General features: G+C 34.8%; 17 protein-coding genes. 12 read left to right on the plus strand and 5 right to left on the minus strand.

All coding sequences use genetic code 11. The features are described from left to right. Positions 1–216 precede the first annotated feature (216 nt). Positions 217–645, plus strand: coding sequence for a MauE/DoxX family redox-associated membrane protein (locus EG346_RS20960; RefSeq protein WP_123881306.1), 429 nt, complete (start codon positions 217–219; stop codon positions 643–645). A gap of 280 nt (positions 646–925) precedes the next feature. After that, positions 926–1,240: a hypothetical protein gene (locus EG346_RS20965; RefSeq protein ID WP_099766247.1), complete on the plus strand. Its 315-nt coding sequence runs from the start codon at positions 926–928 to the stop codon at positions 1,238–1,240. A 61-nt stretch (positions 1,241–1,301) separates the two neighbouring features. Here EG346_RS20965 and EG346_RS20970 read toward each other — a convergent pair whose 3' ends face one another. Genes EG346_RS20970 through EG346_RS20980 form a run of 3 tightly spaced genes read right to left on the minus strand, consistent with a single transcriptional unit; the run spans position 1,302 to position 7,202 of the window. After that, entirely contained in the window at positions 1,302–2,651 is a 1,350-nt protein-coding gene (locus EG346_RS20970) for a RagB/SusD family nutrient uptake outer membrane protein (protein WP_123881308.1), read from the minus strand. A gap of 11 nt (positions 2,652–2,662) precedes the next feature. Further along, positions 2,663–5,842 (minus strand): SusC/RagA family TonB-linked outer membrane protein, encoded by a 3,180-nt coding sequence (locus tag EG346_RS20975; protein WP_123881310.1) that lies wholly within the window; start codon positions 5,840–5,842, stop codon positions 2,663–2,665. A gap of 58 nt (positions 5,843–5,900) precedes the next feature. Next, entirely contained in the window at positions 5,901–7,202 is a 1,302-nt protein-coding gene (locus EG346_RS20980; RefSeq protein WP_123881312.1) for a TlpA family protein disulfide reductase, read from the minus strand. Between the two features lie 623 nt (positions 7,203–7,825). Here EG346_RS20980 and EG346_RS20985 point away from each other — a divergent pair. Next, the gene (locus EG346_RS20985; RefSeq protein WP_123881314.1) at positions 7,826–8,113 is read left to right on the plus strand and encodes a helix-turn-helix domain-containing protein; all 288 of its coding nucleotides are present in this window, start codon (positions 7,826–7,828) and stop codon (positions 8,111–8,113) included. A gap of 283 nt (positions 8,114–8,396) precedes the next feature. After that, a complete protein-coding gene (locus EG346_RS20990; protein WP_123881316.1) occupies positions 8,397–9,164 on the plus strand; it encodes a hypothetical protein in 768 nt (255 codons plus the stop codon). A 240-nt stretch (positions 9,165–9,404) separates the two neighbouring features. On the opposite strand, the gene EG346_RS20995 is transcribed toward EG346_RS20990, so the two are convergent. Together EG346_RS20995 and EG346_RS21000 are read right to left on the minus strand one after the other, a co-directional pair. Continuing rightward, entirely contained in the window at positions 9,405–10,511 is a 1,107-nt protein-coding gene (locus EG346_RS20995; protein ID WP_079467321.1) for an IS91 family transposase, read from the minus strand. Beyond that, positions 10,495–11,454 carry a tyrosine-type recombinase/integrase gene (locus EG346_RS21000; RefSeq protein WP_394343284.1) on the minus strand — a complete coding sequence of 320 codons (960 nt, stop codon included), beginning with the start codon at positions 11,452–11,454 and terminating at the stop codon, positions 10,495–10,497. The genes EG346_RS20995 and EG346_RS21000 overlap by 17 nt, the downstream gene beginning before the upstream one ends. Before the next feature lie 315 nt (positions 11,455–11,769). On the opposite strand from EG346_RS21000, the gene EG346_RS21005 reads away from it, so the two are divergent. From EG346_RS21005 to EG346_RS21040, 8 genes are all read left to right on the plus strand, one after another. After that, positions 11,770–12,492: a phosphodiester glycosidase family protein gene (locus EG346_RS21005; RefSeq protein WP_228429350.1), complete on the plus strand. Its 723-nt coding sequence runs from the start codon at positions 11,770–11,772 to the stop codon at positions 12,490–12,492. Between the two features lie 301 nt (positions 12,493–12,793). Further along, positions 12,794–12,916: a DUF3606 domain-containing protein gene (locus EG346_RS21010; protein WP_123881320.1), complete on the plus strand. Its 123-nt coding sequence runs from the start codon at positions 12,794–12,796 to the stop codon at positions 12,914–12,916. Between the two features lie 209 nt (positions 12,917–13,125). Further along, positions 13,126–15,147 (plus strand): AAA family ATPase, encoded by a 2,022-nt coding sequence (locus EG346_RS21015; RefSeq protein ID WP_123881322.1) that lies wholly within the window; start codon positions 13,126–13,128, stop codon positions 15,145–15,147. 291 nt (positions 15,148–15,438) lie between these two features. After that, positions 15,439–15,747, plus strand: coding sequence for a hypothetical protein (locus EG346_RS21020; protein ID WP_123881324.1), 309 nt, complete (start codon positions 15,439–15,441; stop codon positions 15,745–15,747). After that, complete coding sequence (locus tag EG346_RS21025) at positions 15,744–16,166, plus strand: hypothetical protein (protein WP_123881326.1); 423 nt, start codon at positions 15,744–15,746, stop codon at positions 16,164–16,166. The genes EG346_RS21020 and EG346_RS21025 overlap by 4 nt, the downstream gene beginning before the upstream one ends. Positions 16,167–16,241: 75 nt before the next feature. After that, a complete protein-coding gene (locus tag EG346_RS21030; protein ID WP_123881328.1) occupies positions 16,242–16,607 on the plus strand; it encodes a hypothetical protein in 366 nt (121 codons plus the stop codon). 1 nt (position 16,608) lies between these two features. Beyond that, the gene (locus tag EG346_RS21035) at positions 16,609–17,058 is read left to right on the plus strand and encodes a hypothetical protein (RefSeq protein WP_123881330.1); all 450 of its coding nucleotides are present in this window, start codon (positions 16,609–16,611) and stop codon (positions 17,056–17,058) included. Between the two features lie 515 nt (positions 17,059–17,573). Beyond that, entirely contained in the window at positions 17,574–22,802 is a 5,229-nt protein-coding gene (locus EG346_RS21040; protein WP_123881333.1) for a DEAD/DEAH box helicase family protein, read from the plus strand. Positions 22,803–22,805: the final 3 nt, after the last annotated feature.

A 22,805-nucleotide genomic window follows, 5' to 3' on the forward strand; every position in this document is an offset into this window, starting at 1 on the left:
AAGCTTAGATTCCGGCTCCATTCCTAACAAACCCCTAAATAATTAACTTTCAATTAGTTAAAATTAAATATAGTGGGAAGGATGTATATTTCATTACGTAGAAAACATATTTCTTTCCCGCTATTGTTTTTCTCAACCTCACAGTCAGTGTAATTTAGACTTCAGAATTCCAAGTGAATCAATCAGCAAATCAATTTTAATAAATCATAAAATATTATGAAAAAAGTCAAAACAAGAGTCGTAGAATTCATCAGCTATTTCTTTATACTGTTGTTTTGTTATGCCAGCATCAGTAAAATAATGGATTTTGAAAATTTTCAGATTCAGATTTCGGAATCACCTTTATTAAATGCATACGCTGGATTCTTACCTTTTGCAATCATTATTCTGGAATTGATAATTGCTGGATTATTGTGTTATCGGAAGACCAGAAATGTAGGAATGATAGGAAGTTTCATTTTGATGCTCGTCTTCACAGGATATATTGCACTAATATTAAGTACAACCGAAAAGCTCCCTTGTTCCTGCGGAGGAATTTTAGAGAAAATGAGCTGGAATCAGCACCTGATTTTTAATATAGGATGCGTCCTACTCGCTGCAATAGCTTTAGTAATGAATATAAAATACAGCAGGCCTGCTAGATAAGAATGTTACCGTAATTACTTACGGACGATTATGATTGGAATTTGTTATTAATGTTTAACCTTAGAATTAGACAGCCGAAATCTGTCTAACAATCCGAAACTCTAAAATGAATTTATTAACAACAATTTGTTTGAGAATATGTAGAATAGGATATTTTGGTACGACAAGATTCGTTAATCTATGGGTATAATTAATTTTTCAACCTACTCAATCGTACTTCTCAGACAGGTTTCTAAAGTTTTTATGGTAATCTTTTTTGATATATAAAAAGACCAGAATTATGAAATTCAACCAATTTTTGAAAATAAATGCGGTAGCTATTGCCGCTGTTATGTTTACAGGTGCTACGATGTCTTTTAAAATCATCGAAAAAAAGGCAGCCGACCAACAATTCTATTACAACAGTACAGACACTTCTGCAGGTGCTTTCTCTCAAGAGTCTAACTGGGCAGTAGGAGCAGGTTCATCATGTCTGACCACAGGAAATAAACCTTGTACAATCACAGTTCCGGAAGGGCAGGATTTGGTTGATGTGATCGGAGGAATGACTAATTCTCAAGTTCTTGCTATTCATCCGAGTGAGAGAAGACAATAATAGTCCTTTCAATCAGGATTTAAAAGTAGGGTTGGCAATAATTTGCCAACCCTATTATTTTTTATCTTGGATTCTGTGGCATTCCTGTAAGCGTAATAATATCTTCAGGAATAGCGATGGCATATCTCAGATCATTGGGTGGCAAAGTGTAGGTTTGCCCATTAATAGTTCTGGTAAGCGTAATATTCGCACCATCACGATTGTACCTTTTTAGATCAGACCATCTTAGTCCTCGAATCAAAAGCTCTTTTCTTCTTTCTTTTAAAATAATATTCAAAGCCTCTGCCTGTGAATTGGCAACTATCGGAACATAAGTTCCTGCTTTCCATCTTTTGACGAGCAGGTTATTGAGATACCCCATACCTTCTTGAATCTTGTTGAGCCTAACATTGCATTCAGCTGCCATCAGGTAAAGTTCATCTGTCGTCACACTAACAATCGGTCCATTGACATTATTATAATAACCTTTGAACAGAATCTCATTAGTCGTATTTTTCCTAAAAAACATAGTTCTGCGTAAGTCATTGCTGTCATACATTTGATAAATGTGGTCAGGGATCTTTGCGGGCATTAAATGAGATTCATATGTTATCGCTGTCCACAAAAGGACTTCCTTATTTAATTCCTCAATGGGATAATCAGCATTAGGATTGAGGGTATTAAAATCCATAAGGTCATTATTGATGCTTAATGCCTGTTCGGAATTTTTAAGCGCATTATCATAATCTCCCATAAAAAGATAGGTACGAGCTAACAAACCATAAGCTGCGGCTCTCGATATCCGCATACCGGAAATCTGTTTCGGCAACAGCAATGGTATTGCGGTTTGCAGGTCACTGATGATCTGGTCATAGGTCTGCTTGACTGTTGAGCGTACCGATGGGATATTCATATCAGGGTCTAATCTTAACGGAAGCCCCAAATCTATTCCCGCAGTTTGAGGATTATAAGCGGGACACCAGATTTGTGCAGCATCCAGATATCTGAATGCACGAAGCGCCAACGCTTGACCTCTGATATTATCTGCCTGTTCACCTGTGAAGTTCTTATCCTGCATATTGAATAAAACGGCATTACAGATATAAATACTCCTGTAGCAGGTAGACCAATCGTTTCCTGATGAGATGGGAGGAGCAACATTATCGGGCATCCATATGTGAAGACGTTTAGAAGCCTCGAAGCTCAAACCATTGTAATCAGCATCCGTAAGATAATAGTCATCCGAACTCGTTTCTCCACTCGAAGCAAAATCCACATTAAGGAAACCATAATTGTTGAGAAGCATTTGGTTGTCCTCCAATCTATCAGGAGTCGCCAGCTTCAGATCAGACTTTTCGTCTAAAAAATCACTGCATCCAAACGAGATTAGAATTAATGATAACGATGTTAGTAGTATTTTAATTTTTCTCATTTCTATCAATTTTAAAATTTAGCTTTTAATCCTAATGTAAAGGTCATAGGAGGTTTTAAGGTGTTGCTTCCTAAATTGAAATCAGGATCGATCCCGCTTTTACTTTCTTGCCAGAGTATTCCGAGATTGCTGACATTGGCATACAACTGAAGACTTTTAAGTGGTAAACCATGCCATTGCCTTTTACTGATCTCATATCCAAGATTGATGTATTGTAGACGGATATGGTCACCTTTTTCAATCAGTGCAGCGGAACCTGCGTAGAATGCATCCCTATTGGAATTCGTTTGATATTGATTGGAAGGCACATTGGTAAAGACTTCATCACCTGGTTTCTGCCATCTTTGTTCGTAATCGCTGTGACCGTTCCATTCCCTGAATAAGCTGGTGTAGCTAATGGATGGTCTTCTAAAATAATAGCCCATCTTATAGGTAATTCCGACATCAAGGCTTAGTTGTTTAAAAGCAAAAGTATTAGTGAAAGAACCATACACAGTTGGTATTGCAGAACCAAAATACTGCAGGTCTTTAACATCGGCTCCCATTATCTTGGCGTAATCCTTACTGACCTCTCCATTCAGATACCCTCTGGGATCGCCTGTCTGAGGGTCGAGTCCTGCCCATTGGTATCCAAACATCGAATAAACAGGTAAACCTTCAATTCCGGATATGGGAACAGAGGCAAGTACAAAGTTTCTGGCTATGGTACTGCTCGGATAATACTTCGTCACTTTATCTTTGTAAGTACTGAAATTAAGAGTGGTGAGCCATCTGAAAGATTTATTGATATTGATGGTCTTGATTTCCACATCAACGCCTTTTCCTTCAATTCCTGCAACATTCCATACAAGACTGCTCAATCCGATGGTATAATCCAGCGGAACCTGCCCGAAAAGGTTTTCTCCTTTTTTCTGAAAATACTCTACAGAACCTGAGATCCGGTTATTTTCGGTTGCAAAATCTAATCCTGCATTGATCATTCTGACCGTTTCCCAACGAAGCTGCGGATTGTAGTAATTGTCAAATCTCGCCATCTGCTCCTGCGTGTATGTTGAAACACCGAGTAATGCCATCGTGGTTACGGCAACCATTGCAGGATTGATATTCCCATTGAAACCGTATGAACCTCTTAGCTTCAGATTCGGGAGCCAGCTTACAGAATAAAACTTCTCATTGGCTAGATTCCACGAAATGCCTGTTGACCAGAAGGGATTCCATTGGTCATTGGTCTTCAACCCGAACAAGTTGCTGGCATCACGTCGAGCACTTCCGGAGATGGTATATCGGTTATCAAATGTGTAGGCTGCATTGGCATAGACCGATACAAAACGATTGGTGGATTCCCTCAAAGAGTTCAGATTGTCGATAAACGCTGTACCTCCTGCAATAATTGGGAATCTCTTGCTGAGGTCTACCATCCCAAACGAAAGATTATTGGGGTCATAGCCATAATAACGGTTATTGTCAGACTGTGAATTCGAATCCCTTACCTCGCTTCCCAAAATGGCTGTAACCTGATGTTTGCCAAAACCTCTGTTAAAATTGAACTGTCCTCGGAAATTATTGATCAGTAATTGCGAGTTGGTCTTATCCATTATCGTTCCTTTGGGAACATTGAAGGTCAAACTGCCATTACTGTTGATGACTGTGAACCTGTTCACATAATCCCTTACAAAGTAACTTTCCTCATCATACAGCGTATTGGAAAGTCCTGAGGTTGTCTGATACTGATATTTTATATCAACATCCAACCCTTTCAATATTTTGTAGTTTAATCCTGCATTGAGAATGATCTCTGAGCTTTTGCTTTTGGCGGAATTATGCTGCCAATCGGTAAGAGGATAGTAATTCCAGTCCAGCAATTTTCCGTTGCCTAATGCTGATTTATATCCCTGCTCATAAGATTTTGAAACCGACAATGCATTTCCGTATTGATCTGCCATTTCCATATAAGGGACGGAATTGGTTTTCATAATAATACTTCCATACGCACTTCGACCGCTTTGGGTTGCGGAATGGGTAAAGAAGATTCCAGTGTTCAGGGTAAGGTTTTTCAGAGGTTGCCAAGTATTCTGGAAGCGCAGATTCACACGCTCGTATTTTTCTCCGAGATTTCCCGTATTGTCATCATACCCCAAAGATGATGTCCAAGAAAACTGAGGAGCTCCGCCCGCCATACTCAATGAATACTGTCTGTTCTCCAAAGGTTGGTACATATACTTTCGGTATTGGTCACGGGAATCAATGGTCTTGAGACGTTCTATTTCATTTCGTACATATTCAGATGAAAGCAATCCTTTCTTCTCTTTATTCAGTAGGTCGACCACAGGAGATAATACGGGGTGGTTGGTAGAATTGATATCGGTGTTGTAAAAATTCTTTTTGAAAAGTTCCTGTTCCATATCGATGAAGTCTGCACTTGACATCATTTTCAGATAATTGAAATCAGGCTTTGGGCTGGTCATTAAGTAGGTGTTGAAATTGACTGTCACAGGCTGATTGTACTTTGCCGTTTTGGTTGTAATGACAATCACACCGTTGGCTGCTCTTGCTCCCCAGATGCTCGATGCGGCAGCATCTTTAAGGACTGTAATGCTTTCAACAATGTTGGGGTCAATATTGCTGATATCACCATCGTAAGGAAAGTTATCTACTACAATCAAAGGAGTTGTAGGACCTTGAATGGTACTTAGACCTCTGACCATAATTTGTGATCCTCCTTGGGATGTTCCTTTGTTGATGACAATTCCATTGGCTGTAGCAGCTAATCGGTCAAGGATATTGGTGGATACCTGTGTATTCAGGGCAGAATTACTCACCGATGAAAAAGAACCTGTTGAACGTTCTTTAGGGATTTTCTGATAACCTGTTGTAAGTACCACCTCATCAATTTGGGCTATCTTTTCGGATAGATTAATTCTCAAGGGTTCTGTCAAAGGAAGCTCCAAAACAATGACTTGTTCTTCATATCCTTTTCCAAGAATAACAAGATTGATTTTCTTCTCATTGGTACTGAGACTAAACTTTCCATTTCTATCTGTCGTGGTCACGGTCTTTGAGTTCTGTATGGCGATGGTTACACCTATTACGGGTAAGCGGGTTGTTTCGTCGATAACGCTTCCTGTAAACATCTGCTGTGCCATAATGGGCACACAATAGCATATGACGGGAAGCACTAATAATTTATTCATAGTCTGATAAAGTTTTGCGTTAATGTAAATTCAATAGTTTTTCGAACGATGGGAATGTTTAATTGCGCTGGTCTTTGATAATCATCATCAAAACCTGACGTTCTTCTGGTATCAGGTCAAGGTCGTATTTCTGAAGCTCTTTTTTTAAGGTGACAATATTTTTGACTCCTGAAACTTCCAGATCTACATTGCCTGTGTATCCTGTCTCATCGATAAAAAGTTCCTTGATATTAATTTCACCGTTCAGCATATTGACCATATTTTTAAGAGGTACATTTCTCAGAATGGATGGGGTTCGTGGAAAGGTGGAACGCTTCTCACCTCCTTTGGTCGCCAGTTTGTCTTTCGTGGTTGTTCTTACTAACACAAAACATTTTACAGGTCTTTTCTCAAGGATTATGGTATAGCCGGAATAACGATTGAGATCTTCGAGCATATAATTGTATAGAGAATCAGACTTCTGTTCTGGGATGATGAATTCGTAGTTGTAAAGATTTGCTCCATCATTTGAACCGTCTGCTTTTTCTATGGGCATTAGTTGTTCAGGTTGATTGACCTCAATAACCATCATTTTTTCCGTGAAAGATGTTTTATCCTGTTGCTTGAAAAGTTCATATCCTATGGCATAATACATATCCCATAATGGCAGATTGGTAAACTGCCTGCCGTGGATTTTTCCTGATGCTGTTTTTCGGTAAGTCCCTCCTGCCCCGATGTCGGGGATCTGTCCTTTGACAAAGAATGAATAATTGAGCAAGCGGACATTTCTCTGACGGTCGTAATCTTCGGAAAGCATTAGAGGTCTCTCCCTGCTCATTTGAATGATAGTTTGCAACGACGATTTTTGTCCGCTCAATACTTCATTGATAGTTTGCTCATTGAGTTGCTTGGCATCTGTGGTATTGAAAAGCTTCCCATCCTTGATCCATACGATAAACGGAACACCCGTATGTGGGAACAAATTATGGAGATTCTTATCTCCGTATGTGGACAACATACTCTTATACTTATGTCCATTTGGAGAGGTAAAGAATTTTTCCAAGGCTGCTTTATCCTGGCTGCTTACAGGAAGTATTTTCACCTTGTCCCCAAATTTTTGCTGTAAAGCTTCAATTTTAGGGAGACTCATCAGGCAGGCACTGCACCAAGTGCTCCAGAAATCCAGCAGGATTAATTTGTTCTTATCTTCAGATAGATCAATCGTTTTCTGAGGATGATTGACAACCTGTAAAGGTGTTGTCCAAAAAATTTCAGGAATGGGATCTCCAATTTTAACAAACTTTTTCTGGGCAAAGGATGTGGTTGTTGCCATTATAGTAAAAGCAAAGGACATAAGTTCCCTGCAAAAAATATTTTTCATATTTTTGAATAGGTTTTTAATGATTATTAATGACTGATTATGCTCTTTCCTGTGGTCTGCAAACTGAGGGAAAGGGCTTTTTTTTTCTAATGTTTAGTATAAATATCTGTGTCTTAAAATACTTTTTTAATCGTTGTTTGAAATGATATGCTTGAGAGGAGACTTCCTTGTGGGAGGAGAATCTCCTGCCCAAACAATCGTAAAAAAATTAATATGAATGAAAATTATGTCCCGTGTAAGCTTAAAAGCCACAATGAGTTGTACACCCCATTGTATCGTGCAGTCTGTTATTATATTTTTAGAAAGCAGCTTAGGGTGTAGAGATGATATCGGACAACATTGGAAATAAAACGGCGTGGAAACTCTACATATCCGATCTGGGGCACTGGTATACCTTACGTACAGATAAGAGAGCCCACGCCTAGGTCGTGAGCTATCTGCTTATCCTCTCGTACGTTAAAAATTACCAGTTTTCAGATCGAGACTCTAAGCAATAGCTTCTATAATTCATTGAAGTATCGCAAAGTTACATTTCAGTAACCTATTTTACAAATATATCATTATTATTTGACTTGTGACATATTTGTCAATGAAATTTTTGACAAATATGTCACATTTATTGAATGAATAATATTGAAGATACATTTTGTATTGCAGTAGCAGACTACATTAGAGAATATTTGAAAGACAATAATATAGATTTGGCAGATCTTGCAGCAGCAGCCAACATTGATAGAAAGCAGGTTTATAGGCTTATTAATAAGGAAAATGTTCCTTTATTATCAACAGTGGTAAAAATAGCACTAGCTGCGGGGCTCAAAATAAATATCTCAGATATGGAATTTGATTTTAGTGAGTATAAGAAAAAAAACAATATTCTTAATGCTGTTTCAAAAAACAAAAAAGATTAAGATTTAAATTCTTACTCAACCTTTTATACAACCTATTCTAACACAGATGGTGAACATTTTCTGTTTTATTCAATTCTTTTTTTAATGTGTAAATTCAAACGGAAAATCTATGATAGTTGGTTGTTATAATAATGTAGATTTGTGTTTTCATAATGTGCTTAAATAAATATACAAAAAGTTTCGTTATAGAGAGTGGAATTTAGGCGTAATGCATTAGTTTACAAATATTTAAATCGTGTAATAATTTCGTATATTTGGTCATTAGTGTTAATTCTACAAAAAAATGGATACAAGATTAATTTGGGACGACGACAAAAAAGGATTTACTAGAATATTTAGTGAAGAAAAAATTGAAAAAGTAAATCCTATCGAATACTACAAAAAAGTTGAATTAGAAAAAAGAGCTTTGGGTTTAAGAGATATATTATATGCTCAAAATCCTTTTTTGACTTCTTTGTTAGATGATAATTTTTTTGAAAAAAAGGCTAAAGATATATTAGGAGATTTTTTTGATCAATTTGAAAAAATTGAAGTGCCTCAAAACTTTCTAAAATTACTTGAAACAACTAAGAAAAGTGTACAAGTAAAATTACTAAAAGGACAGTCATTAAATCCTGACCAATTGATGGCTTTAATTTTTAAATCATATGAAGATTTTGGTATGGTTTATAGTAGATACTTATTTGAAAAATTAAGCAATGGAATTGATCCTAAAGATGTGCCTACAATAATTCATATTAAAGATGATGGAAAGGTTAAGACCGTTGGAGAAACAAAAATGACTGTAGGACAACTCAATAATGTGATTAGATACAGAAAATCTATCGTATCACACTTTTTTGAAAAAGACGAGGATTGGCATTGCTTGTTTGTAACATATGCAAGTATGAGAGGGGAAGAAAATTGGAAAAATGGGCAACCTCATTTTCATTATATTTCAAATGCATTTGGAATAAGCAAAGAAGATTTTATAAAGAGTATGGAAAATGGAAACTATATAGCTACACCCGTCCACATTGATTTACTAGATTATGGAAACCAACTAGAATAGCAAGAACTACGGCTAATAACTAAGCTTTCGTTTTGTCCGCAGGACACGAGATGAAAGCCCGTTGAACGGAAGCTCCGGGAGCTTTTTTGGCCGTCTATGGAGTTTTCGATTTTAGGATTTAGGGTAACAAAGCAGTTTTTTGGAATGACTGCTTTTTTTTGTGGCATTTGGTAGCCTTTATGAGTGGTTTTCTGCAGGTTTTTCTTCGCTGCAGCATATAAATTCCCTTACCCGCAAAGGTTATTTTGCAGACAATGGTTGGATAACGAAAAGAAATTCCGGTGGCGGACCGCGCTGCCCGAAAACAGCTATAGTGACTAAGTTTCCTTCCTTGCAACTTCGACATTTCCGGAGCAAAGTTTTCGGTTTTGCTGCAGTAACTCTGATTTTCAAATCGGATTGCAGTGCCTGCAGTTTCCCACGCTTCCAGCTGCTGCTCAGGATGCCGTAATGCCGGATCCTTACAAATCTTTTCGGTAAAATATGCATCGAAAACCTCCGGACAAACTCCGTGTTTGCAAGAGTCATTTCCTTTTTTTCGCCGCCTTTGCGGTAATCTTTGTACTCAAAACGGACCTGCTGATCCGTCACTTCTTTTATGCGGTGATTGCTGATGGCGACTTTGTGAGTGTATCTCCCCAAGTACTCGATCACCTGTTTCGGGCCGCCAAAAGGCCGCTTGGCATATACGACCCAGTTCTTGGTGAAGAGTTTCTCCATTAAATCCCGGTCAGTAATTCCACAGGCTCTTAAGGAAGTCACAAACTTTGCCCGAAAGACTTTGCTCAGCGCTTTTACTGGAAACAGAAACTTATCCGTCCTTACTTTCTTTCTCCATTTTCCCTGCATCGTGAGACCACCTCCCGGCACAATGCAGTGCAGATGCGGATGAAGGCTCAGATTTTGTCCCCATGTGTGAAGTATGGCAATCATTCCCAACTGAAGGCCTTCGGTTTTGCCGAACTGGTTTAAAGTAGCCCAGGCGGCCTCAAATAAGGCTTTGTAAATGAGTTGGGGCTGGGATATTGCTAGCCCATTCAACTCCTCCGGCAGGGTAAAAACCACATGGTAATAGCTGCAGGGCAAGAGGTCCTGTTCGCGCTTTTGGATCCATTCTTCCTTTTTGTGTCCCTGACACTGCGGACAGTGCCGGTTACGGCAGGAGTTGTAGCTGATGGAAAGATTTCCGCAACCATCACACGTATCAATATGACCACCCAAGGCAGAAGTCCGGCAGTTGGACAATGCCCTAAGCGTCTTTTCCTGATGAACGCTGAAGTTTTGGGATGATAAATTGATTTTGCGAAGAACTTCTGCTACACTCGCACCTTTACTTCGGGCCTGCATTCCTGCTGCATAAAGTAAATACCGTATCCAAAGGACTGTGCGGTTTTTGGTCCGAGAGCTGGCACACATGAAGATATTCCATTGTACTTTCAATACGCTCATGACCCAGAAGTTTCTGTACCATGATGATCGGAACGCCGTCTTCCAAAAGGTGTGTGGCATAAGAATGCCGCAACGTGTGGGTGTGAACGTCTTTGGTGATGCCGGCTTTTTTAGAAATGGTTTTTATTACCCACTGCACACCGCGCTGGCTGTAGCGGGAATCGAAATCTTTGCTGGCAGACCGTGAAGCCCCTGTGCTGAGCGCATCAATCTCTTCAATATTCCTGTTATGGTTTCCATTGAATAAATACTGAACCGGATTCTCAATACTGATGAAGGTTTTCAGTCCCCGGATCAAATGTTCCGACAAGGGAACGTAACGGTCTTTGCTCCCTTTACCCTGAACAACATGCAACATCTTCCGGTCAAAATCCAGATGCTGAAGTTCGATATTCCTTACTTCCATGCAGCGCAGTCCACAGCCGTATATCAGACCGATGAGCAGTTTATGTTTCAGGAGTTCGGCACTCTGAAGCATACGCCAGATCTCTTCCCGACTCAGGATTACAGGAAGTTTCTTCACTTTAGCAATGGTGGGAAGGTGCAGAAAACTATAAGGCAAACCCTCAGTTTTCAGCAGGAACCGAAGACCGTATACAGTATGCTTAAAATACGATTGCGAAGGGGTTCTGCTCCGCCGCTGCAGTTCAAAAAGATAATCTTTGACCTGTTCGGGATCCAACTCGGTAGGCAGGGTTTTAAAATGCAGCGCCAGGGCCGCCACATGACGGGAATAATTATCAAAGGTTCTGGGGCTCCTGCCCAGGATAGAAATATTCCGCTCAAAGCGTTGCAGCAGTTCAGCAAAACCACTAACTTCGCTCGAGGCGCGGTTCAGAATTTTGTTTACCCTTAACTCCTCCGGAGATTTTTTTTTGTAGCCATTTTAAAGATTTTTTGTTGTTTTACCAAAGTTAATAAAACAGCGAAGGGAAAAGCTACCGGAGGTTTAGTTCAACACGATTTGGCAAAATGCGGGCAAATTGCCAGTTTTCTGACACGGGATTCTAGGTGATAGCTTTGTTAACATTACATATAGAGAGATGTAATATTTTTTATTTCTAACTATTAGCAAATGCGCGCTCACCAAAACAATTGCATATATTTAAGTGTTAGATGCTATTGAAAAATGAATTGTACCGTGTTAAAAATTATATTGAAATCAAATATCGATTTTTTACTTTTTCTTATTCTGTTTATTAATTTATCCTGCAGACAAAAAATTACGGATGAAAAAGATTTTGTAATCTACATTACAAATCCGCAAAAGCAAAATGTCAGATTTTATTGGAAAGGAAATAATGGTGCCTTTAAAAACATCGAAAGCCTCAAAAAACGACTAGAATCTGAAAATCAAAATCTACTATTTGCAATGAATGGTGGAATGTTTGACAATGATAATTCGCCAAAAGGTCTTTATATAGAAAATTCTAAAATTTTAAAAAATATAGATACACTTACTGGAAATGGAAACTTTTATTTACAGCCGAATGGAATTTTCTATTTAACCAAAAGTGGAGAATCAAATATTATTGAAACAAAAAAATACAAACAAACGCCACAAACTATATTTGCCACACAATCTGGACCAATGCTCTTAATTGATGGCGGAGAAATAAATCCGATTTTCCAACAAGAATCTAATAATCTGAATATTAGAAATGGTGTTGGAATTTTACAAAATGGAGAATTAATTTTTGCAATGTCCAAAGCGGAAATTAATTTTTACAATTTTGCTAAACTATTTAAAGAATATGGTTGTAAAAAAGCTCTTTATTTAGATGGTTTTGTTTCTAGAGTGTACGCTCCGTCAAAAAAAAGGGAACAAATCGATGGGGATTTTGGAGTAATAATCGGAATATCTGAATCTAAAAAATAAATTGTTCTAAATAGTAAAACAAAAAAATGACTGAGAAGTGAAAAAGCAATCTCGAATATGAATCATTATTAGTAACTCTCGGAGAGCTGAATGTCACCTTACACGAATTTTTTAATTTTGATATTGAGGAATATGTAAATGTTGCAGAGATAAAAAATAATTATTAGTAAAATAATAGAAATAGAGTTGTAAAAAATTAATCCTGACGAGAGTTGGGATTTTTTCGTCTTTACGGAAACCCGTATTTATCTGATACAAAATCTACTTACCTTTATTTTTATTAACCAATAAATTATTTAGTATGAGCAATGATTTAGGTAAAAGAAGACCACAAGATGCAACCAAAGTAAATGTAAATGAAAGCTGGGAACTTGACTACTGGTCAAAGAAGTTCGGTGTTACTAAGGAGAAGTTGAAAGGGTAATGAATCCTGACGAAAGTTGGGATTTATTATTGTAGAGTAAACAGAGTTTTATTAACTAGAAAAATTCAGTGAAAATACTGAACGAGGATTTTCATATGGTTTTTATTTTTGTAGCTTAGGAAAAAATGTAATTTGTATAAATTAAAAAAAATTATATTTCAAAATAATTGACAGCTAATATCTCCATAACCAAATTAAATATAAAAAATATGAAACTAATAAACGCAAGAATTCAAAATTTCAGAAGTGTGAAGGATACTGGAATTTTTAATATTGAGAAACTAAAAACTATTTTAGTTGGACCCAATGAGGCTGGTAAAACTGTAATTTTAAAAGCATTACAACAATTAAATAAACCAATTGATATAGAAGGCTTTGATATTATTCGTGATTATCCAAGATCTTTATATAATGATATTACCACTGAAAAAATTCTTGCTAAAGATATTGAAGTTGTTTTTGGGGAATTTGAATTGGATGATGCAGACAAAGAATCAATACCAACTCAATTTCATAATTGTACATATGTCAGAACTATACATTTAGATAATTCTGCATATCATTATTTAAATAATGCTCCTAACAAAATAAAATTGGTTGATATAAAAAAAGATGTCGCACGCTTGCTTGCTCATCTTGATAAGCAAAATGAGGCTTCAAATGATTATACTGAAGAAAACAAACCGAGTGCTCAGGTACTAAAAATAACAAATCTGAAAAATGAGGATGATTTAATAGATGATGTAACATCAGCGGAACTAATAAAGCTTTTAGAAAAATTCTATCCTCTCATTGAAGAAGATAACACCAAGGAAGAAGAGAGATATGATAAACTTTTAGCTCAATTAAAAATTAATCAACAAGAAGATGAAGTTTTAAAAATATTAGAAAAGAGAGTTCCCACGTTCGTACTTTTTAGCAACTTTTTTAAAGTTAAACCATCTATTCATTTAGAGCATCTTGCAGAACGAGTAGAAAGAAAATTATTAGAAGATGATAAGTATTATGATTATGGTAATTTATGTTTATTAAAACTATTAGGTTTTGATGCTCGTGAATTATCAAATATTGGTAAAACCCAAAGTCCTGACAAATCAGATCCTGAAGCATTAAAAGCGTATAAAGATAAACTTGATAGTAGAACTTATCAATTAAATGCTGCAAGTATTCGACTTACCAAAGAAATTAAAAACATTTGGAACCCAAATCCTAACAGACCTGAAGCCGAAAAAATAAGAATTTCTGCTGATGGTCAATATCTTAAAGTTACAGTGGAAGATGAACTAGGTGTTGAAATAGAGTTAGATCAAAGATCCGAAGGATTTCAATGGATGGTTTCTTTTTTTGTGGTATTCTTCGCAGAAGCTCAAGATAAACATAAGAATGCCGTACTGCTTTTGGATGAACCAGGAACTAGCTTACATGGATTAAAACAAAGAGAATTTAGAGAAACATTAAATCAATTATCACTAAAAAATCAAACAATTTTCACAACTCATTCTCCATTTTTAGTTGGTCCGAATGAACTAGATATAGTTAGAGTAATAGAATTAAGCGACAGAGATACCGGCACAAAAGTTCATACTACAATTTCATCTTCCGATCCTGCAGGCTTATTACCTTTACAAGAAGCTTTGGGCTACGATTTAGCTCAAAGTTTATTTACTCAGCAAAGAAATCTTATTCTTGAAGGATTAACTGATTATTGGTACATTGAAACTATTGCACAAATACTTCGTAATGATAATGTTGTAAATTTAGATGAAAAAATAGCTTTAGTATTCGCTAATTCTGCTAGTAAAGTTGTGTATTATGCTACTATCTTACATGCTCATAACTTAAAAGTTGCAGCATTATTGGATAGTGATAATGCTGGAGATCAAGCTGCGCAACAAGAAAATTTAGTTGCATCTCTAGGGCAAAAAAATATATTAAGGACTAAAGATTACGTTTCTGGAATTCCTAAAGCTGAAATCGAAGATTTAATCAGAGAAACTTTAATAGAAATTGCTAAAGCTGAATATTCAGTAGATGTTAAATCTATATCAGATGCATATCCATCTCGACCTATAATAGACATTTTTACAAAGGAGATTACAGGATTTTCAAAATATAAATTAGCAAAAGCATTTATTAGGTGGTCAAAAACTAATGATAGCACAAAATTATCAAGCGAAGAACTTGTAAACATTAAAAAGCTACTTGAAACAATTAATAAACAATTAAAATAATTAAATACGGTTAAGATCTGTAGATTTGATTAAAATCCTGACTAGAGTTGGGATTTTTGTTTCTATAGATTATAAAGAATTTTTATAATCGCTGGAAAATTCAGTAAAAATACTAACAATGGATTTTATTACGATTTTTATTTTTGTGTTTACCGAAACCCGCAAATGAAATTAAGAAACAACTTTTATTTTGCTATTTGAAAAGTGCTAACATAAATTTAATCTACGACCATAAATTTAATATTTTTGAACTTATTTTACATCCTAATATTAATAAAAAATTAAAATTTCATGAAACCGAATTCCAATATTAAAACAAAAATTAGTTTTTATTTTGATGGAGAATCACGTCCTTTTGCAAATGTCGAAGAGTTTGAACAATTGAAAATGATGTTTTTCATAACTGAAGACTCAGAATATGAAACTAAAATCACTGAAATTGATATTGAAGGGGTAAAATATAAAGTTTTATCTACTCAATTCAAGATTCTAAAAGAAACTAGAGATGACCACCTTAAATACGGTATTGATTTAGCACTATATGGTGATTCTTTACCATATAATTTGCATCTAAATGTAATTGTAGAACCAAGAAAATGATTTCAGACAGAGTATTTAAATCACTAAAACATAAATATAAAGACTACGAAGTTTTTACGAAAGGTGAAGAAGTAGAAAAGGGATACAAACCTGATTTTGTTCTTTGCAAAACAAATAATTATGTTATTTTAGAATCTGAAAATTCCAGTAGCAGAAAAACTTTTGTAGGAGGATTATTGAAAGCAGGTCACTTTCTAAGATTTGAGAAAACCGGGATTCTGATATTTGTAATTTTACCTAAAAAAAATACCCGAGCACAATCGATATCTAGACATTTATTGAATTATTTTACTTTTATTAAACCTTTGACTAATCTTAGTAAAGTTTACGTTATTGAAGCTGAAAAATATTATTATGAAAATGAAGTCCTTGAGATTCTTGAAAAAGATTTCATAAATTGTTGTTTTCAAGTAGAGTAATTTTTCTGTGATAGAATTGATAATGCATTACAATTAGCCATTTGTTAAACTAACTGAAAGACTTATAATTTTGAAATGAATAATACAACTTTAAATAGAAAAGCATATAAATATGCTTTAAAATTACAAATGAGGAAACAATATCCTGCAACAATAATTGGGGCTGGAAAATCATATTTTAAAAAAGTTGAACGATCTCAGCCAATTTCTCCGTTAATATTGACAAATAAACTTAGAGAAAAATTAATTAGTATTGGAGATTTATTTAGTAAACAGAATGGTAATTTTATTGGATGTTGCTCGGAAGTAAACGCTGCTAACTATGTGCTTTTAAAGCTTCCTTATTTGAATTTAAACGAAATAATTTTCTCTCCTGCTATTAGACCTAGGACAATGCAAAAAATCCCAACTTGTAAAAATTGTCAAATAACATTTTCTTAATATGGCATATTCTGTAATTGAACAAAGAACCTTAGACTTAAATATATTCTTTAGAGATGATGAAAAAATCATTCACTTAGCCTCAGCTGGAGGAGATTTACCACTAAATCTTCTCAATAGTGATGAGTATAATGAGTCATTTTTTGAGTCATTAATTCAATTAGAACCAATATTTGAAATACAAATAAATCCTAATTTAATAGAAATTTTAGGTAATAATGAAAATCAAATCAATATAGAACAATATATATATGATTTTGTGGAAATTGCAAAAAGAGGAATTTTTAGTTATGACAAAACTTTTTTATCCAATCCTGAAAGCAAAAAATATCATTTAGTAGCAATGCCCTTAAATCCTGACAAATTAAACATTAATTCTGAAAAATTGATTAAAATAAATCAGACAGTTTCAACAAGCTTTGACATACAAAATTTTGAATTCATAAATTAAAATATTACAACCTTGAATTAGCAGCTTGAATTAAGTGTTAATCAATTCATTTTGTTGAACCGTAAACAAAGGTATCTCTCCACTTCTATATTTCAATTTTACCGTTCGCGGCAAATCGATTTTGTAAACAAGAATATTTTTTCATGTTTCCATCTCTCCCATATATCCAATTGTTTTGACTCCTAATAATTCGAAATTTTTATGATGGTTTTTATTTTTGTAGTTTACGGAAAACCGTAAATAATAGATAGTTATTATTTATATTTTAGTTGACTTTAAATCGATTAAAAAACCCCCTCTTAGCTTAGTTCAAAATAAACTAAAAGACATTTAATGAGATTATTAAACGCTCAAGCATTTTGGAGATATGCTAATATTTCGGAAAGTTTATATTAGTTAAAATATTCTCTAAATAAAACAATAACATCAAAAATTTCAGCAAATAAAGAAAGTATGGATTTATAATACTTTTCTATGTTTAACACAATTACTATATTTACTAAAAGCTATTAAGAATGGACGCCTTTAAAACTCATGAGAAAGTAATATCTGATTACAAATCATACTTACAATCTTTTATAAACATTAAAGATCAAAGAATTTCAGATTTTGTTAATAATTCTACTTTAGTTAAAAATATTCTACCTGAACCACTTATCCAATTCAACCCTTCTTTTGAAAGAGGTCAATCTTTTGACGAACTTATTCAGGAAAATACAATACATCCTAATTTAGCAAAATCGCTGGGCTCATACAAATTATACAGGCATCAATCCGAAGCAATTCAAATAGGTATTCAAGATCAAGGGTTCGTAGTAACTTCCGGTACAGGTTCAGGTAAATCATTAACTTTCCTAGCTACTATTTTTAATGATCTTTTTAAAAGGGGTAACGGAAAGGAAAATGGGGTAAAAGCTATATTGGTGTATCCAATGAATGCCTTAATAAATTCCCAAGAAGAGGAAATAAAGAAATATAAAATTAATTATTTAGAAAAATATGTAACTCTTCCGGATATTGACAAATCTAATAAAACCTTAGATGAAATCATTAATCATCTGGAAAGCCTTACAACAGAAAGATTTCCCATATCATTTGCAAAATATACAGGACAGGAATCTGGTAATAAGAGGGATCAGATAAAAAATGATGCACCCGACATTCTTTTAACCAATTATATGATGCTGGAATTAATAATGACCAGACAGTCTGAGAACTGGTTAAGAGATTCAATGGCTAAAAATCTTAAATATTTAGTTTATGACGAATTACATACATACAGGGGAAGACAAGGTGCTGATGTAAGTTTTTTAAACAGGAGAATTCAAGCTCTTGTAATGAATAATTTAATTTTTATAGGTACTTCAGCCACAATGGCTTCACACGGGTCTCCTGAAGAAAAAAAGAAAAAAGTGGCAGAAGTTACCACACAAATATTTGGTAAAGAAATTTCATATAAATGCGTAATTAATGAATACCTTGAGCCATGCACACTTGCTAAACAAGTAAATCCTTTTCAGCTCGCAAATGCTGTGAGAAGCGGAATCAGTTTAGATGGCTCAGAAGAAGAATTTATAAATAATGATCTTGCTAATTGGTTAGAAATGAATGTTGCACTTCGGTACAACCAAGATATAATAGAAAGAGGAAAGCCACAACGTATCGATCAGATTACTGAAAAAATATATTGTGAAACGTCTATGTCAAAAGATGAAATCCACAATACAGTTGTTGATCTCTTAAAGTGGGCAGAGCGAATCAATGAAGATAATAGGAAAAAAGGAACTCGTAAATCCTTTCTTCCTTTCCGTTTTCATCAATTCATTTCTCAAACAGGGGCTATATCGGTAACGCTAGAACCAAGAAATACACGCTATATAACTTCTTCGGATGAACCATTCGTCAAGATTGAAGGTAAAGAGAGAAAACTATATCCGTTATTATTTTCCAGATATTCAGGTTACGAGTTTTTGACTGTTGAGTTGGACATTGATAATTCAGAAATTTTACCTATCACTTCTATTAAAGACTTTAAAAATAAAAAGAGAGAAGACATTAATCAAAAAAATCCTGATATAAGAGATTTCAAATATGGGTATATTATATTGGATGAAGATGAAGAATTTTGGAATGAAGATTTCAGAGATTTAATGCCTCTTGAATGGTGGAACAAGCAAGAAACAGCTTTGTCACCGTATTATCAAATGTTAATGCCTCACGAGATATATTTCAATAGTGAAGGACAATTTTCTTTTGAGCCTAAATTTCCGATCAAAGGATATTTTATTCCTAGTCCATTAGTATTAGATCCCACATGCTCTATAGTTTATGAAGATAGTCGTTTAAAAGACTCTACGAAGCTAGCTAGATTAGGGTCTGAAGGACGTAGCACAGCTACTTCAATTCTTTCGATGTCCGTAGTAAGAAGTTTATCAGATGAAGATTTAGCGGATCAGAAGTTATTAAGTTTTACAGACAATAGGCAAGATGCATCATTACAGGCTGGTCATTTTAATGACTTCTATAATACGGTTCGTTTTAGAGCAGGTTTACTTAAATCAATAAAGCATAAAGGAGAGTCCATTGAAGTACATGAATTGGCAGAAGAGTTATTGAAAGCATTGAATTTAAAAGAAGTAGATTATGCTAGAAACCCTTCAGAGGATGAGGATTTCGGTAATGACAGGAATAAAGATGCTATTAAATATCTTTTGTTATACCGTGCATTTCAAGACCTAAAAAGAGGGTGGCGATATGTTTTACCCAATCTGGAACAAGTTGGATTGATAAAAATTGAATATAAAAAACTTGAAAAGTTAGCTAATGTTCAAGAGAAATTTAAAGGTATAGATCTATTTGAAGAATTAACAGCAGCAAAGAGATATGAGATTTTAAAAAATATTCTTGATTATTTTAGAACAAACTTTGCTTTAGACCATCGCTTTTTTGATGATGTGGCTAATATTGAAACATTAATAAAGGATTTATTAGATATAGATAAGCCGTGGTCACTAGGTGTAGAAGAAAAATTAGATAAACCACGAGTAATGGTTGTAGGTTCTATCAAACCTAAAATAAAAGGAATTTTCGATGCATCTATTGGTGTTCGCTCAAGTCTAGGTAAATATTTAAATCGTTCACGAATTGAGTGCGGACTAACTAAATTGAAAAAAGACGAATATGAGTTGTGGATCAATAAAATTCTGAAAGTGTTATGCGATACAAATTTTATAAGAAAAACAAATGATAAACGATTGCCTAATCAAAATTTATATAAATTGATTGTCGATAATATTATTTGGAAACACAATAAAGATGGTATTGTAGAAATTGATAAAACAAGGCTCAACTATCAAAACGAATTACTTGAACTTCAGCCAAATCCATATTTTAAAAAATTATATCAATTTGATTTTAGTGAGTTCAAAAAAGAGTTAATTGCCAAAGAACACACCGGTCAAATTGGTGCCCAAGAAAGAATTAATCGTGAGGAAGCTTTCAGAAAAGGAGAAATATCCACCTTATATTGTTCTCCAACAATGGAATTAGGCATCGACATTGCCAATCTGAATATTGTACATATGCGAAATGTACCTCCGAATGCCGCAAACTATGCTCAAAGAAGTGGACGTGCAGGAAGAGGTGGACAAACAGCATTAGTTTTTACGTATTGTTCCACTATGTCTCCTCATGATGTCAATTATTTCAATAATTCTGCAGAAATGGTTGCTGGCATTGTGCAACCGCCCAGGATTGATTTGATTAATGAGGAATTAATTGTCTCCCATCTGAATGCTTTTCTTTTGATGAAACTTGAGATTAAAGAACTAAAAACTTCAGTCGCAGACGTGTTAGATCTATCTGATGAAAGAAACGTATTCTTAAAGCATGATATATTGGGAGGAATAGAACATCTTATTTCTATAATGAAAAAAGACTTATTATTAGAATTTGAAAAAATAGCGTATTCTTTATTGCCTGAACTTAATAAAACCAGTTGGTTTACTCAATTATGGATTTTGGACAAAATTGAGAAATTCACTGTCCATTTTGACTCTTCGTTCAAACGCTGGATAACGATGTTTCAAAATGCTTGTATACTTAGAAATAAAGCTCAGGCAATTTTGGACAATCATACTTATAAATCAGATAGCACAGAGAGAAAAGAAGCTGCCAAACAAGAAAGATTTGCGAGAAAGCAAATAGCTTTACTAAAAAATGAAGAACAACAGAGTTCAAGCAATTCTGAGTTTTATATATTTCGTTATTTGGCAGCAGAAGGATTTTTACCCGGTTATAATTTTACTCGCCTTCCGGTTCGAGCTGTACTAGGCAAAAGTTATCAAGATGACGTAGAGGTTATTTCGAGACCTCGCGCTTTGGCTTTATCTGAATTTGGTCCGTTAAATACGGTTTATCATTCCGGAAGTAAGTTTAGGATTAATCGAATGATGGTTTCAGATCTTGAGAATACCCTACAAAAGATAAAGGTTTCAAGTAAGACGGGTTACGCTTTTATGAATGCAGAAATCAATATGGCTAATATTGATCCGATTAATAAGAAGCCCCTTGTAGGAGATGCTATGGAATTATATACACAGGTTATAGAGTTTTCGGAATGTGAAGGTATTCCATTACAAAAAATATCTTGTATTGAAGAAGAAAGAAGTCGTGCAGGTTACGAAGTTTGTTCGTATTTTAATTTTCCCCATGGAATTGAAAATGCTGAATCTGTGGTTTTAAAAAAAGGTGGCGAAAAACTACTGCAATTATATTTCAGTAAAACAACAAACCTTATAAAACTTAATAAAAAAGCGAGAAGATCACCAAATTTTGGTTTCAAGATTGATCAGAGAAATGGGGTTTGGGTGCAGGAAAGAAGTCTTAAGAATAACGAGGAACTACAAAAGAATACGGAAAGCGAAATAATGCTTTACACTAAAGATACCGCTGATGTTTTATATATTCAGCCCCTAGGTAATATTGGAACTACACCTGAACAGGTTGTATCTCTAAGTTATGCTTTAAAAAGAGGGATAGAAAAATTATTTCTTGTAGAAGAAAGTGAAATGGCGGTAAGTGTAATGGGAGATAAAGAAAAGCCTAATATTCTTATTCATGAAGCATCAGAAGGCTCTCTTGGTATTCTTTCACAATTAATGGATCCTCCAAAAATGAAAGAATGGTTTAGAACTTCCTATGAGATTATACATTATGATCCTCAATCCAGGACAGAAACAGAACTGGGCAAATCATTACCTAAAGCCACTTATCAGGACTTATTAAGCTACTATAATCAGATACACCATCAACAACTAGATAGAAGGGAAATTCATACTGTGCTTGAAAGTCTTATGGATTGTGATATTGAAATTGTTCAGGGAGGTAAAAATGATCGGGGAGAACAATATCGCTATTTACTAGAGGCATACGATAAGAATAGTAGTACAGAACTTAAGCTCATAAAACATCTTTACGAAAATGGATATGCACTTCCCGATCGTGCGCAGGTAAATCTGGATAGCTATTATATCAATGCAGATTTTGTTTATAAGAACAGTTCCGGATTTACATTAATATTCTGTGATGGTTCTATACATGACCTTGAAGAAGTTAAAAAGCGTGATCAAATGATTGATCAGATATTAAGAGAAGGAACTCACGATGTTATACGATGGCATTACACGGAGTCTTTGGAAGATTTGATCAGAAGACGTAAGGATATTTTTAGAAAAGTACAATAACCT

The organism is Chryseobacterium carnipullorum (genome assembly GCF_003815695.1).
Lineage (GTDB): Bacteria > Bacteroidota > Bacteroidia > Flavobacteriales > Weeksellaceae > Chryseobacterium > Chryseobacterium carnipullorum.

Bases quoted from the DNA above. Each gene is read 5' to 3' on its own strand.
- EG346_RS20995 (WP_079467321.1), bottom strand. From the start codon at position 10,511: ATGCAGGCCCGAAGTAAAGGTGCGAGTGTAGCAGAAGTTCTTCGCAAA.
- EG346_RS21010 (WP_123881320.1), top strand. From the start codon at position 12,794: ATGAGCAATGATTTAGGTAAAAGAAGACCACAAGATGCAACCAAAGTA.
- EG346_RS20970 (WP_123881308.1), bottom strand. From the start codon at position 2,651: ATGAGAAAAATTAAAATACTACTAACATCGTTATCATTAATTCTAATC.
- EG346_RS20985 (WP_123881314.1), top strand. From the start codon at position 7,826: ATGAATAATATTGAAGATACATTTTGTATTGCAGTAGCAGACTACATT.
- EG346_RS20965 (WP_099766247.1), top strand. From the start codon at position 926: ATGAAATTCAACCAATTTTTGAAAATAAATGCGGTAGCTATTGCCGCT.
- EG346_RS20975 (WP_123881310.1), bottom strand. From the start codon at position 5,842: ATGAATAAATTATTAGTGCTTCCCGTCATATGCTATTGTGTGCCCATT.
- EG346_RS21035 (WP_123881330.1), top strand. From the start codon at position 16,609: ATGGCATATTCTGTAATTGAACAAAGAACCTTAGACTTAAATATATTC.
- EG346_RS21040 (WP_123881333.1), top strand. From the start codon at position 17,574: ATGGACGCCTTTAAAACTCATGAGAAAGTAATATCTGATTACAAATCA.
- EG346_RS21015 (WP_123881322.1), top strand. From the start codon at position 13,126: ATGAAACTAATAAACGCAAGAATTCAAAATTTCAGAAGTGTGAAGGAT.
- EG346_RS21030 (WP_123881328.1), top strand. From the start codon at position 16,242: ATGAATAATACAACTTTAAATAGAAAAGCATATAAATATGCTTTAAAA.
- EG346_RS20960 (WP_123881306.1), top strand. From the start codon at position 217: ATGAAAAAAGTCAAAACAAGAGTCGTAGAATTCATCAGCTATTTCTTT.
- EG346_RS20990 (WP_123881316.1), top strand. From the start codon at position 8,397: ATGGATACAAGATTAATTTGGGACGACGACAAAAAAGGATTTACTAGA.
- EG346_RS21025 (WP_123881326.1), top strand. From the start codon at position 15,744: ATGATTTCAGACAGAGTATTTAAATCACTAAAACATAAATATAAAGAC.
- EG346_RS21020 (WP_123881324.1), top strand. From the start codon at position 15,439: ATGAAACCGAATTCCAATATTAAAACAAAAATTAGTTTTTATTTTGAT.
- EG346_RS20980 (WP_123881312.1), bottom strand. From the start codon at position 7,202: ATGAAAAATATTTTTTGCAGGGAACTTATGTCCTTTGCTTTTACTATA.